The 14,817-nt window shown below is 65.8% G+C and carries 11 protein-coding genes; 6 read left to right on the top strand and 5 right to left on the bottom strand.

Translation table 11 applies throughout. The features are described 5' to 3' along the window. Positions 1-92 precede the first annotated feature (92 nt). Positions 93-2,015, bottom strand: a complete 1,923-nt coding sequence (locus LH475_RS02825) for a primary-amine oxidase (RefSeq protein WP_196843341.1) — start codon at positions 2,013-2,015, stop codon at positions 93-95. A gap of 156 nt (positions 2,016-2,171) precedes the next feature. On the opposite strand from LH475_RS02825, the gene LH475_RS02820 reads away from it, so the two are divergent. The 3 genes from LH475_RS02820 to LH475_RS02810 all read left to right on the top strand — a co-directional run bounded on the left by LH475_RS02820 (position 2,172) and on the right by LH475_RS02810 (position 6,502). Beyond that, positions 2,172-2,768: a TetR family transcriptional regulator gene (locus LH475_RS02820; protein ID WP_196843342.1), complete on the top strand. Its 597-nt coding sequence runs from the start codon at positions 2,172-2,174 to the stop codon at positions 2,766-2,768. Between the two features lie 801 nt (positions 2,769-3,569). Beyond that, entirely contained in the window at positions 3,570-4,688 is a 1,119-nt protein-coding gene (locus LH475_RS02815) for a helix-turn-helix domain-containing protein (RefSeq protein WP_297412820.1), read from the top strand. A gap of 308 nt (positions 4,689-4,996) precedes the next feature. Continuing rightward, positions 4,997-6,502 carry an APC family permease gene (locus tag LH475_RS02810; protein WP_196843343.1) on the top strand — a complete coding sequence of 502 codons (1,506 nt, stop codon included), beginning with the start codon at positions 4,997-4,999 and terminating at the stop codon, positions 6,500-6,502. 152 nt (positions 6,503-6,654) lie between these two features. Here LH475_RS02810 and LH475_RS02805 read toward each other — a convergent pair whose 3' ends face one another. Then, positions 6,655-7,587 (bottom strand): DMT family transporter, encoded by a 933-nt coding sequence (locus LH475_RS02805; RefSeq protein WP_196843344.1) that lies wholly within the window; start codon positions 7,585-7,587, stop codon positions 6,655-6,657. Between the two features lie 72 nt (positions 7,588-7,659). Between LH475_RS02805 and LH475_RS02800 the strand changes: the two genes are divergently transcribed. Further along, positions 7,660-8,301, top strand: coding sequence for a LysR family transcriptional regulator (locus LH475_RS02800; RefSeq protein ID WP_196843345.1), 642 nt, complete (start codon positions 7,660-7,662; stop codon positions 8,299-8,301). Positions 8,302-8,407: 106 nt separating this feature from the next. Here the strand turns inward: LH475_RS02800 and LH475_RS02795 are convergent, their stop codons facing one another. Genes LH475_RS02795 through LH475_RS02785 form a run of 3 tightly spaced genes read right to left on the bottom strand, consistent with a single transcriptional unit; the run spans position 8,408 to position 12,311 of the window. Continuing rightward, entirely contained in the window at positions 8,408-10,435 is a 2,028-nt protein-coding gene (locus tag LH475_RS02795) for a TPM domain-containing protein (RefSeq protein ID WP_297412819.1), read from the bottom strand. Positions 10,436-10,484: 49 nt separating this feature from the next. Next, the gene (locus tag LH475_RS02790) at positions 10,485-11,471 is read right to left on the bottom strand and encodes an aldose 1-epimerase family protein (RefSeq protein ID WP_196843347.1); all 987 of its coding nucleotides are present in this window, start codon (positions 11,469-11,471) and stop codon (positions 10,485-10,487) included. A gap of 9 nt (positions 11,472-11,480) precedes the next feature. Next, positions 11,481-12,311 (bottom strand): DeoR/GlpR family DNA-binding transcription regulator, encoded by an 831-nt coding sequence (locus LH475_RS02785; RefSeq protein ID WP_297412818.1) that lies wholly within the window; start codon positions 12,309-12,311, stop codon positions 11,481-11,483. An 84-nt stretch (positions 12,312-12,395) separates the two neighbouring features. Between LH475_RS02785 and galT the strand changes: the two genes are divergently transcribed. Further along, positions 12,396-13,619, top strand: a complete 1,224-nt coding sequence (gene galT / locus LH475_RS02780; RefSeq protein ID WP_297412817.1) for a galactose-1-phosphate uridylyltransferase — start codon at positions 12,396-12,398, stop codon at positions 13,617-13,619. Then, a complete protein-coding gene (gene galK / locus LH475_RS02775; protein ID WP_297412816.1) occupies positions 13,616-14,773 on the top strand; it encodes a galactokinase in 1,158 nt (385 codons plus the stop codon). Before galT ends, galK begins: the two co-directional genes overlap by 4 nt. Positions 14,774-14,817: the final 44 nt, after the last annotated feature.

The raw sequence follows: 14,817 nt of genomic DNA, 5'->3' as shown, positions 1-14,817 counted from the left end.
GCGGCGGCGTGTGCCCTCCGCCTTTTTTTCCCCCCCCCCCCCCACACCCCCCCCCCCGGCCACGGCGGGGCGGCACCCGCCCGACCAGTGGCTCAGTGGCAGTGACCGGATGCCGGCGGCACGTTCGCCGGCACGTCGAGCACCGGGCTGCGGTCGAAGAAGCCGTCGGGGCGCAGTTTGAAGCCCACGGTGTCGACCGGCATGATCGGCCAGTCTTCGACCCGTGGAAAGTGGGTCAGGCCGAACGTGTGCCAGAGCACGATGTCTTCACCGTCGATGTCGCGGTTCGCCGCGATGAACGCGGGCAGTCCGGCGCCGCCGGAGTGCTGGTTGACGAAGTCGCCGGTGGGATAGCGTTCGTCTTCGGCGAAGCGGGTGACCCAGAGGCCCTTGGTGGCGAACGCCGCGCGCTGGGCCACCGAGGAGTCGGGATCGGCGAGCAACATGGGCAGCCCTTGGGGGTGCAGCTTATACGCCACGGGTTCGCCGAGGCGGTTGAGGGAATTGGGGTTGGAGACGTGCCAGGTGCGGCCGATGGAGGCATCCGCTTGCCTGACGCCATCGGATTCGGTGGCGAGCAGAGTGCGCTGGCGGGTGAAGGCGTTGCCGCGTTCGTTGCCGACCCCCATGGGCACGCGCACGACATCTTCTTCTTCGACGCGGTTGGTGTCGCCGTCGAGAGCCATGTCGAGGCGGGCGCTGAACAGGTGCTGGTGAAAGGGGGCGCCGAGTCCGGGGGCGATTTCGGAGGCGTAGGGGTAACCCTTGCCGGCATAGGCGCTCGTGAAGACTACGCCGGTGGCTTTAGCCTCGAATTCGATCGTGCCGTCGAGATAGAGGTACCAGTAGAAACCGTAGTCGTAGTTGCCGACGGTCGTGAAGAAGGAGATCACGAAGCGACGGTTGCGGCGGGTGTACTCGATGCCGCTCCAGAGATCGCTGTGCTTGGCGAGGATGCTCCAGTCTTCTTCGTGCATGCAGATGCCGTTGCGAATTTCGCGCGGGTTGCCGAAGCCGTCGGTGATGACCGGGCTCAGGTAGGTGATCTCACCGAGGCAGTCGCAGCCGAGTTCCAGCGAGTTCGCATACTGGCCAACGAGGTATTCGCCGGTGTCGAAGTAGTTCTGCCAGGAGCGCACGGGCGCGGGGTCGCCGTAGGGCACGACCATCTCCGCGATCGAGGCGCGACGAATAATGGACCGCGTTTGTTCGCCGTCGCGAAAGCCGATGTTGTGCAGCACGACGCCTTCGCGCACATCGAAGCCCACATCGAGGCTCCATTTCTCCCACTCGATGTGGTTGCCGCCGGTGACGGTGAAGCTCACGCCCTCGGGCTGGGTGATACTGATCGGCTTGAGCGTGTCGCGCAGCGGCCCGGTGAGGGTGGGATCGGTGTAGTTTCCGTGTTCAGCAGGAATGGGAACGACGCCGAAGTCGAGCACCTGGTCAACGGTCTTAGCGACGATGTCGACGTAGGCGACGAGGCCGTCGATCGGGTGCGCCCAAGCGCTGTCCTCGGGAAAATTCTGCACGAAGGCGAGGCCGCGCAGAATGCGGTGGCCCTTCTCGTTCGGGTACTCGAACACCCCGGCGGAGAGTGGCGCGACGCGCACGGTGGCCACGTCGAGGCCGCGGGCGGCGAGGGCGGCGAGCCAGCGGGCATCCGTCGTGAGGAGCTCTTCGACGGCGCCGAATTCCTCTTCGAGTACGGGCAGTTCGCCGGTGAGCGCGGTGTCCAGGGTCACACTCGATTCGACCAAGGCGTGCGTGACCGAAACGGTCACGTCGGTGGGAGCGGCGCCGGAGATATCGTGCAGGAAGACTCGAAAGCGGCGATCCGTTTCTTCACTTGTGGCGCCGCGTGGCGGGTCGAGCAGACCGAGATAGGCGACGCGCATACTGTCGCCAAAGAGGTCGGCGTCGGCCAGAATCGTGCGCACTTTATGCAGTTCCTCCGCGGTGGGCAGCGCGAAGGCGGTCACGGTGTCGGTGTCGGCGGCAAGCCCGGGAGACATGGGTTCTCTTTTCCTGGATCGGCCCGGACCACAATGGTGTGGACCCGAGAGAGTTTTTTTCCTATGGTTGTAGAATATAAATGGTCAGCGCTACCGATGGCAAGCGTTTGACGAATCTTTCTGACAAGCTAAGGTTTCGCCACCAGAAGAGGGCCCATGCCGAAAGTCGTCGATCACAACCAGCGTCGCGTTGAATTGGTCAATGCCACGTGGCGCATCATCGCTCGCCACGGTATCGAGGGCGCGACCCTGCGCGAGATCGCGACCGAGGCGGGATTCGCCAACGGCGCACTCAAGCCCTATTTCGGCACCAAGGACGACCTACTGACCTTCGCCTTCGGGCACGTGTTCAGCCAGACCAATCTGCGCATCGCGCGCTCGACCGCCGGACTGACCGGACTGGCTGCCGTGCGCGCCTACTGCCACGAGATCTTGCCGCTCGACGAGACGCGCGTGAGCGAGGCGCGCATTGTGATTCCGTTCTGGCAGAAGGCGCTCAACAGCACCGCCAAAGCGCAGCTGCACGACGAGTCGATGTTGCAGTGGCGGCTCGCACTGCTCGGTCACCTCGCCGAGGCGCGCGCGGCCGACGAGGTGCACACCAGCATCACCGATACGGATGTTGTGGGTCACCTCATGAACGTCGTGCTGGGCGCGCAGATTACCGCCTCGCTCTCCCCCGACGAGCACGCGCCCGAGCATCTCGTGATGCAGCTGGACGGGTACTTGCGTCTGCTCGCCACCGGGAACTAGCCGTTCTCAGCTGCACGTGCGCAGTGGTCAGTGGTCAGTGGTCAGTGGTCAACGGTCGTTGGTGGAGGTGCGGCGGCGGCTGGGTGTATTCGCGGAGTGGATGGCCGGCACGGTCGCTCGGCGGTCACGGCCGGAGCTCGGCCGGGAGGGCCTGGCGGCGGGCGGGGGTTTGCGCCGCCGGGGGCGATGATTCAGCACGTGAACGGCTCCAGCCGCGCGGAAGCGGTGAAGCTCGGTGTGTCGGGCATCTTGATGGCCGACACGGATGCCGCGGAATTGACTGTCACGTTGGCGGCCGAGAAGCGCGCTGCGGAAGGGACGTTGGACCCGCCGACTAGACCAGGAAGGCTGGCAGGTGGTTTCCGACCACGGCCCGTTCTGGCTGCAGCCACCCGTAACGATCGACCCGCAACAGACGCTGATCCCACTGCACAGCAAGAACCCGCTCATACTCCAACTCCAGCATCAGTAGCGAGGCACCGAAGCCCGCTGACGCCGTGCCGGATGGCCGAGATGGTCTCGACCAACGAGATGGTGTCGACCGACGGGATGGTCACGCACCGCAGCCATAGTCGCGTCGTGCGCGTTGCCGCCCAGCCGCCACAGCCGCAGCGTGGCCTGCATTGATCAGCACGAGGGACCGCTACCTCATGCACGTGCGTCATACGGGTCTTTTTTCGCCGAGTGTCGAAAAAAGAATGACATTCGGCGCGCGCGGTACTACATTGGCTGCAGACGATCATCGATCCGCCCCCGAGGACCGAGCTGGTCGCCGAACTAGACCCGGCGAAGGAGTTCCTCGTGACGATGACGGTTGTGAACCCGGCGGCGCAAGCCGCACGCGAGACGATCGTCGCCCCGCCCAACGACATCGTTCCGCTCAGCCAGACGCTGACCACGACGTCGACCAGCACGTCGGCCACCACGTCGGCCAGCACGTCGGCCACCACTTCGGCCACCGACACTGCCAGCTTGGCCAGCACGGTACCGACCGACAGCGTACAGTTCGCCGTCGCCGACTCCTTCGCGCAGTGGCGCACGCTCGTGTCGCAGTCGTTCGTTCCGCTCGAGGTGCGGAGTGTTTCCCGCACCTTTCACGGCACCCTGCGCTCGCGGGTGCTTGACGAGCTGTCGATCGTCGAGGTCACCGCCAACGGACACCAGGTTCTGCGTACTTCGGCCCTGATCGCGGCATCCGCTCGGCAGTATTTCAAGCTGAATTTGCAGCTGGCGGGCACCGGCATGCTCGTGCAGGACAACCGGGAGGCAACCCTGCGCCCGGGCGACCTGGCCGTCTACGACACCAACCGGCCGTACACGCTCGCCTTTGAAGAGGATTTTCGTACCCTCGTGCTCATGTTTCCGCACGACGTGCTCGACCTTCCGGCCGATTCGGTCGGCCAGCTCACCGCCGTGCGACTGCCCGGCGACGCGGGACTGGGCCGCCTGATCAGTCCGTTCATGGTGCAGCTCGCAGAGAACCTCGACGTGCTCTCCGGCGCGAGCGGACACCGCCTCGCCTACAACGCCGTCGACCTCATCGCGACCATGTTCGAGAGTGAACTGAACCTGCGCCGCGATCCCGTGGCGGGGGTGCATGGCGACCTGCTCGCGCGCATCCGCTCGTATGTTGATGGGCATTTGGGCGATCCGGAGCTGTGCCCGGCGAGCATCGCGGCCGCCCACTTCATCTCGACTCGGCACCTTCACAATGTGTTCCACGAGGCCGACAGCACCGTGGCGAGCTGGATCCGTACCCGCCGCCTGGAGCACTGCCGCCGAGACCTGCGCGACCCCATTCTCGGCGATCGCTCGGTGGGCACCATCGCCGCCCGCTGGGGCTTCGTCGACGCCGCGCACTTCAGCCGCATCTTTCGCACGGCGTTCGGCAAGACGCCGAGCACGTACCGCCGCGGGTGAGTGCTCGGGCGTGCTGAGCCTGCACGATTCGACACGTGCGATGCCGCTCGAGAGCACGCAGCTCAGCACCACCGCACCGCGCCATTCGGCAGCGCTGCGCAGCCCGACAGCTGGTGCCGCGCCACAGCACGTGAACCTCGACAGCACTGCGCAATTCGACAAATGCGGTGCCGCAAATGACAAACGGTTTAGCACAGAGATTGACACGCTGTGAGACACACAGCGGAACGGATGCCGCAGCATCCGTTCTCCGACACCAGCCTCACGCACACAATTGCACTCGACCTCTTACTCAACGAGGAGTAGCCATGACCCAGACCAAACCTGATTCAACCACAGCACCGGAAACGGCCCTGCACACGGGCCGGCTCGGCGTTCTCGGAATCGTCTTCTTCGTCGTCGCAGCCGCGGCCCCGCTCGTCGGTATGACCGGAGCGGTGCCCGTGGCGATTGTGCTCGGCAACGGCGCGGCGGCCCCCGGCGCCTACGTTGTCGTCGGGCTCACCCTGCTCGTGTTCAGCGTCGGCTACGCCGCGATGAGCCAGCGCGTCACCAACGCCGGCGCCTTCTTCGCCTACATCGGCCGCGGCCTCGGGCGCCACCTCGGCACCGCCTCGGCGTTCGTGTCGATCCTCGCCTACCTCGCCATTCAACTCGCCATCTATGGATTCTTCGGCGCCCTGATGGCCGGTCAAGTTGGTGTGCTCCCCTGGTGGGCCTGGTCACTCCTGTCCTGGGGCGTCGTGACCCTGCTCTCCCTGCTCAGTGTCGACGTCGGTGCCAAGGTACTCGGCGTGCTGATGCTGCTCGAACTGACCGCCCTCGTGGTCACCGCGGTCGCCATCCTCATCGACGGCGGGCCGGAGGGCCTGAACTTCTGGGCCTCATTCAACCCCGCCGCCATCGTCGCCGGCGGACTGGCCGGCTCGGCCGGCATCGCCTTCGCCTTCGCCTTCGCCTCCTTCATCGGCTTCGAAGCCACCGCCATTTACGGTGAAGAATCCAAGGATCCCAAGACGGTCGTCCCCCGCGCTACCTACCTTGCCGTCGTCGTCATTACCGTCTTGTTCGGCCTGACCGCGTTTGCCATGGTGACTGGCATGGGAACGTCGACCGTGGTCGAGAAGACCGTCGAGTTGTCTTCGGTTGCGGGCGTTCCCCTGGCCGACCCGGCCGCGGTGCTGTTCGCACTGGCGACCCAGTACGTCGGCCCGTGGATGGCGACGCTCATGAGCATCCTCGTGCTGTCGAGCTTGTTCGCCGGACTCCTGGCGTTTCAGAACGCGGCCAGCCGCTACCTGTTCGCGCTCGGTCGCGGCGGAGCGCTACCCAAGCTGCTCCGCACGGTCAACGGGCGCGGAGCCCCGAGCACGGCGTCGCTCGTCACGTCCGTCATCACCGGCGTCGTGCTCGTCGTGTTCGCGGTGTTCCAGCTCGACCCGGTGCTCAACCTGTTCTACTGGTTCAGCGGCCTCGCGGTCATCGCCATCGTGCTCATCGAAATTCTGGTGAGCATCGCCATCATCGTTTACTTTCATCGCAATCAGGGCACCGAGAACATCTTCCAAACCCTGATCGCCCCGGTGCTGGCCACGGTCGGTCTGCTACTCGGCGAATACCTGCTCATGAGCCACTTCGGCCTGCTGGCCGGCACCGTGGCCGACGGCGTCGACCCGACCACCACCTCCTGGGGCCTCAGCACCATCGGCTGGGTACTCGTCGCCCTCCCCTTCGTGCTGCTGATCGGTGGCTACATCTTCTCTCGGCTGCAGAACCACGAGAACGACGACCTCGTGCGCGACGTGCTGTCGTAACGTCGCTTGCGGTATCCGCTCGAGAGCACTCTGGGCGCCGCGTGGTTTCGCTGCGCCGACCTGTGAGCAAGACCTATGAGAACGACACCAATTCACCGGGGGAAACTCACAGCTCGGCCAGTGGGACGCAGGCGCCGGAGCCACACGCCGGGTCAGCCTAGGCGGCCCGAGTTCACACGGTGGGCGGCCTCGATACGCTGGCCCCAGAAGGTTCCCGCAATGATGAGCACGGCCCCGGCGGCACCCAACAGACCGAGGGTCTCGCTGCCGAGCGATACTCCCACGAGCACCGCCCAGATGGGTTCGGTGCCCATGAGCAGGCTCGCTCGGGCGGCAGAGGTACGGCGGATTGCCCACATCTGCGCCAGGAACGCGAACACGCTGCAGGCAAGGCCGAGGTAGAGTACGCCGACCCATCCGGCCAGTGTGAAGGTCGCAATGGCCGCGACGAGGCCGGGAACGTCGAAGGCGGTGAAGACGGCCGCCCCCACGAGTGCCTGCAGCAGGGTGAGCGTGATGGTGCTGTCGCTACGGCCGCGGGTGAGGTGGCCCATCATGGTGACGTGTAGGGAGCGCACGAGCGCCGCCGCGAGGATGAGCAGGTCGCCCGCGTCCGGCTGTGAAAATCCGTTTCCGGAGACCAGCAGAGCGACCCCGACCACCGCGAGTACGGCGGCAACGAAGAACGGGCGCGGTAGCCACCGGCGGGCCGCGACCGACTCGAGTACCGGCGTGACAATGATGGTGAGGCTGATGATCAACCCGGCATTCGTGGCCGAGGTGAACGCCACTCCCTGGGTCTCGAGCCAGAGGATACTCGCCTGCGTCACCCCGAGCAGCACCCCGATACCCACCGCACGCCGCGACGGAAGCCGCTCGCGCCGAACCACCCATACGATCACCAGAGCGAGCGCCGCCACCAGAAACCGCAGTGCGAGAACGGCGAATACGCTGGCCTGCTCGGTGAGCACCTTTGCACTCAGGTAACTGCCGCCCCACACCGCGGCAACGAGCAGGAGCACGATGTCGACCCGGTAGCGCCCAAGGCGCGGCAGCAGCGAGCGATGGGCCAGGGTGGTGGTCATGGGGTAATCGTGCGGGACGGCATCCGTGCAGTCTAGATGCCATTTTTTGAACAGATACTTTAGCCTCGGCTCATGGAAGTGCGTCAACTGGCCGTGTTGCGGGAGCTCGGCGAGCGCGAAAGCGTCGCCGCGGTGGCTCGGGCACTGCACGTCTCGTCGTCGGCGGTGTCGCAGCAGCTCCGCGCCGTGCAACGGCGGGCCGGCGTACCGCTCACCGAGAAACGCGGGCGGGTACTCGGGTTGACGCCGGCCGGGGTGGCACTGGCGCTGGCGGCCACCGGTGTGTCAACAGCGATGGCTCGGACGGATGAAGCGGTGGCGCGGTTTCAGAACGACCCCGGCCTGCCGGTGACCGTGAGTGTGTCACTGTCGATAAACGATATTCGAAACGAATCCTGGGTCACCGGACACGCCGGTTTTCCGCTCGCAGAGGCGGTGAACGTGGTCGCCGCTGCGGCCGATGCGCCGCTACGGATCGCGCACCGCATCAACGAGTTCTTCGTGGCGGCCTCGGTCGTCGCGACCGGGGCGGCCCTAGCACTGCTGCCGCGCTACACGATAGCGCCCCGCAAGGGCGATGGTATGGTGCTCGTACCGTTTCGCGACCTGTCGGTGGGGCGGCAGATCGATGTGCTGAGCCGACCAGAAGTTCTTGTTCGCACGTCGGTGCGCCGGGTGCTCGCCGAACTGGTTATCGGAGCCGGGCAGCGTTAGGCGGACTGCTCAACACCGGCGACCTCGTGTGGCACGTGCTGTCAAAAGCTGGCCAGCCGGGCCCGCTGAACTCAGAACGAAGAGGGCCTGCCCCGTTCTTAGTGAGTCAGAAGCTGCCACCGCCGCCGCTATCGCCGCCGCCACCAAACCCGCCACCGCCACCGCTATTGCCACCGTCACCAAACCCGCCACCGCCACCAAACCCGCCGAAGCCACCACTCAACAGCGATCCGATCAGGATGCCACCAAGCGCCGCACCCAACGAGCCGTTGCTCCCACGCGAGCCCCGGCCGCCACCAAAGAAGTCGTCGTCGTTACCGTAGCCATCGACGTCTTTGCGGGCGAGTGCGTTCGCCTCGGCGGCGAGCGCGTTTCCGCGCTGGGCCGCCGCAAGCGCCGCCTCGGGGTCAACGCCCGCCTGGGCTTCGGCGAGCGCCACGAACCGGGTAGCCTCCGCCAGCCTGGTGCGCGACTCCGGTCCGATCGCACCGCGTCGCGCGCCGATGAAGTCCTCGGCGGCCGACACCTGACCGCGGGCGGACAGCAGGGTCTGGTCGAGGGCCGTGCGCACCCGGCGTGCTCGCTCGGTGGCATCGCGAACGCCCTTGAGCACGGCGTCCATTTGCGCATTGACCGACTCAAGTCGCTGACCGAGTTCGAGCGGATTGACCGGGCCCGACGCGAGCCGGGTCTTCGTCTCGCTCAGGCACTGCTCGGTGAGCGCGATTACGCCCGGGAGATTCGCACCGGCGTCGGCCTGGCTCGGAATAGATCGGGCGACTCTCAGGTCGTTCTCAAGGTCAGCGACGAGAGGAGCGATGCTGGCCACCGCCTTGCCGAGCCCGGACGACAGACGGTCAATCGCCTCGAGCAACAGTTCGCCCTGATCGACGGATTCTTCGGCGGCGCGAAGGGTGACCGCGGCAGCGCCAGAGTCGGAGGCCTCAAGGCGCGCCCTGGCTTCACCCAGAGCCTCGCTCGCGAAGGTGATGCGTTCGCGGGCCTGCGCCGGGTTGTCGGCGACCGTAGCGAGGGCCACCTCGGTGTAGCGAGAAGCGAGGCTGGCGAGCTCTTGTTCAGCCCGGGGCACGCGGGATTGCAGTTCGGCTAGTTTTTGGGCAACGGATGCTGCCACCGCCGGTGCGTTTTTGGCGACCTGGCGGAGTTCGTCGAAGTCAGCGGTCTGCTCGTCGAGCAGCGCGTTTGCAAGGGCGCAGAGCTGCCCGATTTCATTGAACCAGGCGCGACGCTGCTCGTCGCTGTCGGGTTCGGCATCATCGAGTTTCTGCTGCAGGGTGAAAGCGGCCAGAAGCTTTTGCTGGGCCTGGGCAAGTGCGGTGTGGAATGGCTTGGTGGACGCCTCGCCGTATTGGGCCGTCGCGAAGCCGAGCTCCTGCCCGCTGGTCTTGACGGCGTCGTCAGTTTGCACGAGGGCGCGGCCGGCCTCATGACCGAGTTGTTCGGTGGAAATCTGCGGCTCCACCCGAGCAACGGGTGAGGCACGACGTCGACGACGACGAACAATGAAGAGGAAGATCAGTCCGATCCCGATCAGCACGATCACGGTGCTGAATATTGCCCCGCCCCCGCCTGATTGGCCAGCATCGGGCTGCACCTGGCCGTCGCTGGGGTTGCCCGGGCCGGTCTCGGGCTGGCCCTGGCCGGAAACGCCGGCGGCGAGTCCATCAGCTGCCGCCAGTGCAGCGCCGGCCCAGTCGCTGTCGCGGAGGGCAGGTTCGATCGACCCCAGCTGCACATCGGAGAGTTGGGAGGCGGTCAGGGGAAAGCCCGGTGTGACGCGCAGCTGGTATTCCCGATCGTCGGTGGCCACCGCAAGCAGAATGTCATTGGTGCCCATGCCGTTCTGGCTGATCACCTGGTCGGCCCACTGTTCTCGGTCGCTCGGATTCGTAAACGAGCCGACGAAGGCAACGTAGAGGTCGATCTGCGTGTCGCTGAACAGTTGGTCGAGCCGGTTGGTGACCTCGGCTGCACGGTCGCCGAGAACCCCGGCCGAGTCGACCACGTGGCTCGCGCCGAAATCGACGGGTGCCGTGGCGTAGGCCACCGTCGAGGCTCCCGCGCCCACGATGAGCGCCAGTAGTCCGGCGCCGAGTGCCACGAATGCTCGCATCGCTCTACTTTCTCGCTGTCGGTGACGCGCTACAGAAGACACCATCAGTTTAGGCACCGGCACTGCTCTGAACCGAAACCCGCTGCGTCCCGGTGAACCCCTCATGACGAATACCCCAGCGCACGGTCCAGGATTCATCCGGTCGTAGCCAAGTCAGGCCCGCGCCGGAGTTGAACGCGTCGGCGGGTGCCGTCATGGGCTCAATGGCGATCGCCTGCCCGCGCGCATCCGCTTCATTTTCGCTCGCCCGCACCGGAAAGATTCGGGGCGTGAAGACCTGAACGTAACGCATATTCTCATCGCCCCAGAGGGTGACGCTGCGACCGTCGGGGGCCTGGAGACGATGTTCGCTGCGGCCGTCAACGACCCGTACGGCCCCAAAACCATCGTCGAGGTCGAGATCGGCCACACGTGCTCCCCCACGCAGGTCGAATCGGGTACCGTCGACGGCGCTTTCACCGAGTGGGTTCAGACGTTCATCGACGTCGATGTGCGTTTCAGCACAGAGGTGCAGCACGAGGTCGCCCGTCGGCACATCCCCAATCTTGAGGTACGGGTGGGTACCGAGCGCTACCGGGGCCGAATCCGAACCCGTGTTGCGCAGGGTGTGATTGGCCTCCAGGCCATCAGCCGTGAGCGTGTACGTGACGCGCGTCTCAACCTGAAACGGGTAACCCGACTGCGCAAAGACGGTCGCTGAAAGCGTGACCGACGCCGCTGTGCTGGCGACCGGCCGATAGGCGCCGAAGCGCAACAAACCGTGAATGGCATTGTGGCGGGCAGGTTCGGTCAGAGCGAGCTGACGAGTCACGCCCTTCTGAGTCCAGCTACCGTCGCGAATACGGTTCGGCCACGGAACGAGCACGATTCCCGCGGCCATTGGAGGTGTTACCTCGGCCGGAAAAGGCTCGACCAGATCGATGCCGTTCACCGTATACAAGCGGATGCCGGCGGCCACCTCTGTAATGACGGCGCGTGCACCGCCGCTCGGCGTCTGCACGGTGAGTTCAAACTGCTGTCCCGTTGCTGCGCTCATTCGCCCAGCCTAGGGGGCGCTGTCGCCACCGGGCTGAAGCACGGTCAATCCGTACTTGCGGAGGGGTGCCAGCGTGGCCGCGTCGGCGGCAGCATCCGTTAGGAGCGTGTCGAAGGCGTCGAGCGCGCCGATTCGGCCGAGGTGTACCCGGCCAATCTTCGACCCGTCGGCCACGACGATTACCCGGGTGGCTGAGTCCAGCATCTGTGCCTTCACGCCCGCCTCGGGAAGGTTGATGTTCGTCACTCCGTGCTCGACGTCGACGCCGTTGCAGCCGATGAAGGCGAGGTCGGCGTGCACCTGGGCGAAAATCAGGCCGGCGAGCGGGTCGACGAGGGAATGCTGCAGCGGGCGCAGGGAACCGCCTGTGACGATCACGGAGAAGCGGGGAATGGCAGGCTCGAGCTCGAGAGCAATGCTGAGCCCATTGGTGATCACGACGACGTCGCGCAGGTCTGTCCTTGCCCGCAGCGCACGGGCAATCGCCAGCGTCGTCGTGCCGACATCAAGGATCACGCTCTGTCCGCTGAAAACGAGCGATGCCGCGAGCGTGCCGATCTGCTGCTTCGGTAGCACCGAGGCCGAAAGTGCCTCTTCGAACGAGAATTCGCGTGCGGTCAGCCCCGAAAAGGCCACCGCAACAGCCCCGCCGTGCACGCGACGCACTCGACCGGCCCGTTCGAGGGCATCAAGGTCGGTGCGTGCGGTGACACCGGAGACCCCGAACGTTTCGCCGAGTTCGCTGACCTTCTTGAATCCGCGGTCGATGACCAACTGCGCAATCTGCTCACGGCGCTGATGCGCCGGCAATACGTCCTGATCGGTCGTCGCCTCGGTCATACCTCCATCTTCACTTACTTGTGTTTCTTTTTCAATACGAAAGTAGTGGTTTCAGATACGCAAATTTGTTACGGTGGGTCTGTCATGACAAACCCTGCCCCCACGTTCCTCGCGGATCCGCGCATCCCGCGCCACACCCATCAGCTCAGCGACGGACGCGACCTCATCTACTTTGACGACCCGGATTCTGCCCTCCCGGCCGAGCGCGGCGCTGATCTGCGTTTACCCGCGCCGCGACAAGAGACCGCAAGCATGCGTCAGGACGCACTGACCAACGAGTGGGTTTCGATCGCCGCTGGGCGGCAGAACCGAGTTTTCCTGCCACCGGCCCGATTCGACCCGCTCGCACCGGCGACGCCCGACAACCCATCGGAGGTGCCCAGTAATTACGACGTGGCCGTGTTCGAGAACAAGTCGCCCTCGTTCGGTCCGCTGCTCGCCGACGACAACGCCCCGACCGGTCTCGACGACCTTGCGACGGTCGGGCTCGGCCGCGCTCGACGATCGGTCGGCCGATGCGAGGTCGTCTGCTTCAGCCCCGAGCACGAAGGATCGTTCGCGAGCCTCTCGGTCGTTCGGGCCCGTACCGTCATCGAAGCCTGGGCCGAGAGAACCTCTGCACTCTCCGGCATGACAGGCATCGAGCAAGTCTTTCCGTTTGAAAACAGAGGCGAAGAGATCGGGGTGACCCTGCGGCATCCGCACGGCCAGATCTATGCCTACCCGTACGTCACCCCGCGAACCCAGCGGCTCATCGAATCGGTCTCACGCTACGGCCCCGGGCTCTTCGCCGACGTTCTCCAGAGTGAACAGGCCGGTGAACGCGTGCTTCTTCGCGGGGAGCATTGGACCGCCTTCGTACCCTTCGCCGCCCGCTGGCCCCTTGAGGTGCACATGCTGCCGCATCGCCAGATACCCGACATCGCCGCAACAAGCCTGGCCGAACGCGACGAACTGGCCGAACTGTATCGCCGCCTTCTGCGCGGCATCGACGCGATCTACACGAGTCCAACCCCGTACATCGCTGCCTGGCACCAAGCCCCGGTCAACGTGCACCGAGACGACATCCGATTGATGCTCCAGGTAACCAGCCCCCGACGGGCCGAGGATAAACTCAAGTTTCTGGCCGGCTCGGAGGCCGCCATGGGCGCCTGGATCGGTGACGTCACGCCCGAACAGGCCGCCGAGCTCATTCGTGCTGGGGTTGAGCGCAGTATCGTAGCGGATGCCGCCGCAGAGCGCGGTGGGCCGGCGCAAACCTCACAGGCCGCGGGGGCCGCATCCGCTGCCGCACGGGTTACTCAATGAGCGCTGTGCACGCGCGCACCGTCACCGGTTTCGCGATGCGGTTCGGCGAGGCCCCGGCCGGAGTCTGGTCGGCGCCGGGACGGGTCAACCTGATCGGCGAGCACACCGACTACAACGAGGGTTTCGTTTTTCCGCTCGCAATTGACCGGCGCACCGTGGTCGCGCTCAGTCCGCGCGACGACCGACTGATTTCCGTCGCGAGTTCGTTCTCGGACGACATCATTGGGCTTCGGCTCGACGACCTTCAGCCCGAGAACCTGCGGGGCTGGTCGGCCTACCCGCTCGGCGTAGCGTGGGCGCTCAGCCAGTTCGGCGCCGATCTGAGCCGCGCGGGCGGTTTTGACGTTTACATCGACTCTGAGGTGCCCATCGGTGCCGGCTTGTCGTCATCGGCCGCAATCGAAAGCGCCATCGCCCTTGCGCTCAACCATGTCTGGAACCTCGGTCTGGACCGTCCGACGCTCGCCAGGGTGGGTCAGTTGGCCGAAAACCGTGCGGTGGGTGCGCCGACCGGCATCATGGACCAGTCAGCATCGCTGCTCGGGCGCGCCGATTGCGGCGTCTTTCTGGACTGCCGCAGCCTGCACTCCGAGGTGATTCCGCTCGGCTTCGACGCCGCTGAGCTTAATCTGCTGGTCATCGATACCAAGGTGGTACACGCCCACTCCAGCGGTGGTTATGCCGCCCGACGAGCCAGCTGTGAGGCCGGCGCCGCGCTCATGGGAGTTGACTCGCTGCGTGACCTTGATCTGCACGACCTGGGCCGGGCCGCTGAAACCCTCGACGACGAGACGTTTCGGCGGGTGCGGCACATCGTGACCGAGAACCAGCGGGTGCTCGACACCGTGCAGGCGCTTCGCTCGCACGGCCCGGGCGCGATCGGAGCCCTCCTGGATGCTTCACACCTGTCGATGCGCGACGACTTCGAAATCTCTGTGCCGGAACTCGACCTGGCGGTCACGACCGCTCGTGCGGCCGGGGCCATCGGAGCCCGAATGACCGGCGGAGGATTCGGCGGCGCGGCGATCGCACTCACGCCGCGGGCCGTCCTGCCCGCGGTCAAGGCCGCTGTTCTGGCGGCTTTCGACGACCGAGGGTTACGTACGCCCGACCTGTTCGTCGTGCGCGCCGCCGACGGCGCCGGGCGCGAGTAGGCTGCGGCATCCGCTGGACGCGACGAGCGAGTGCCCCGGTAGGC

This window comes from Cryobacterium sp., assembly GCF_026786305.1.
Classification (GTDB): Bacteria; Actinomycetota; Actinomycetes; order Actinomycetales; family Microbacteriaceae; genus Cryobacterium.
The sequence above is the reverse complement of the archived record's forward strand: the minus strand, read 5'-3'. Positions and strand labels throughout refer to the sequence as shown.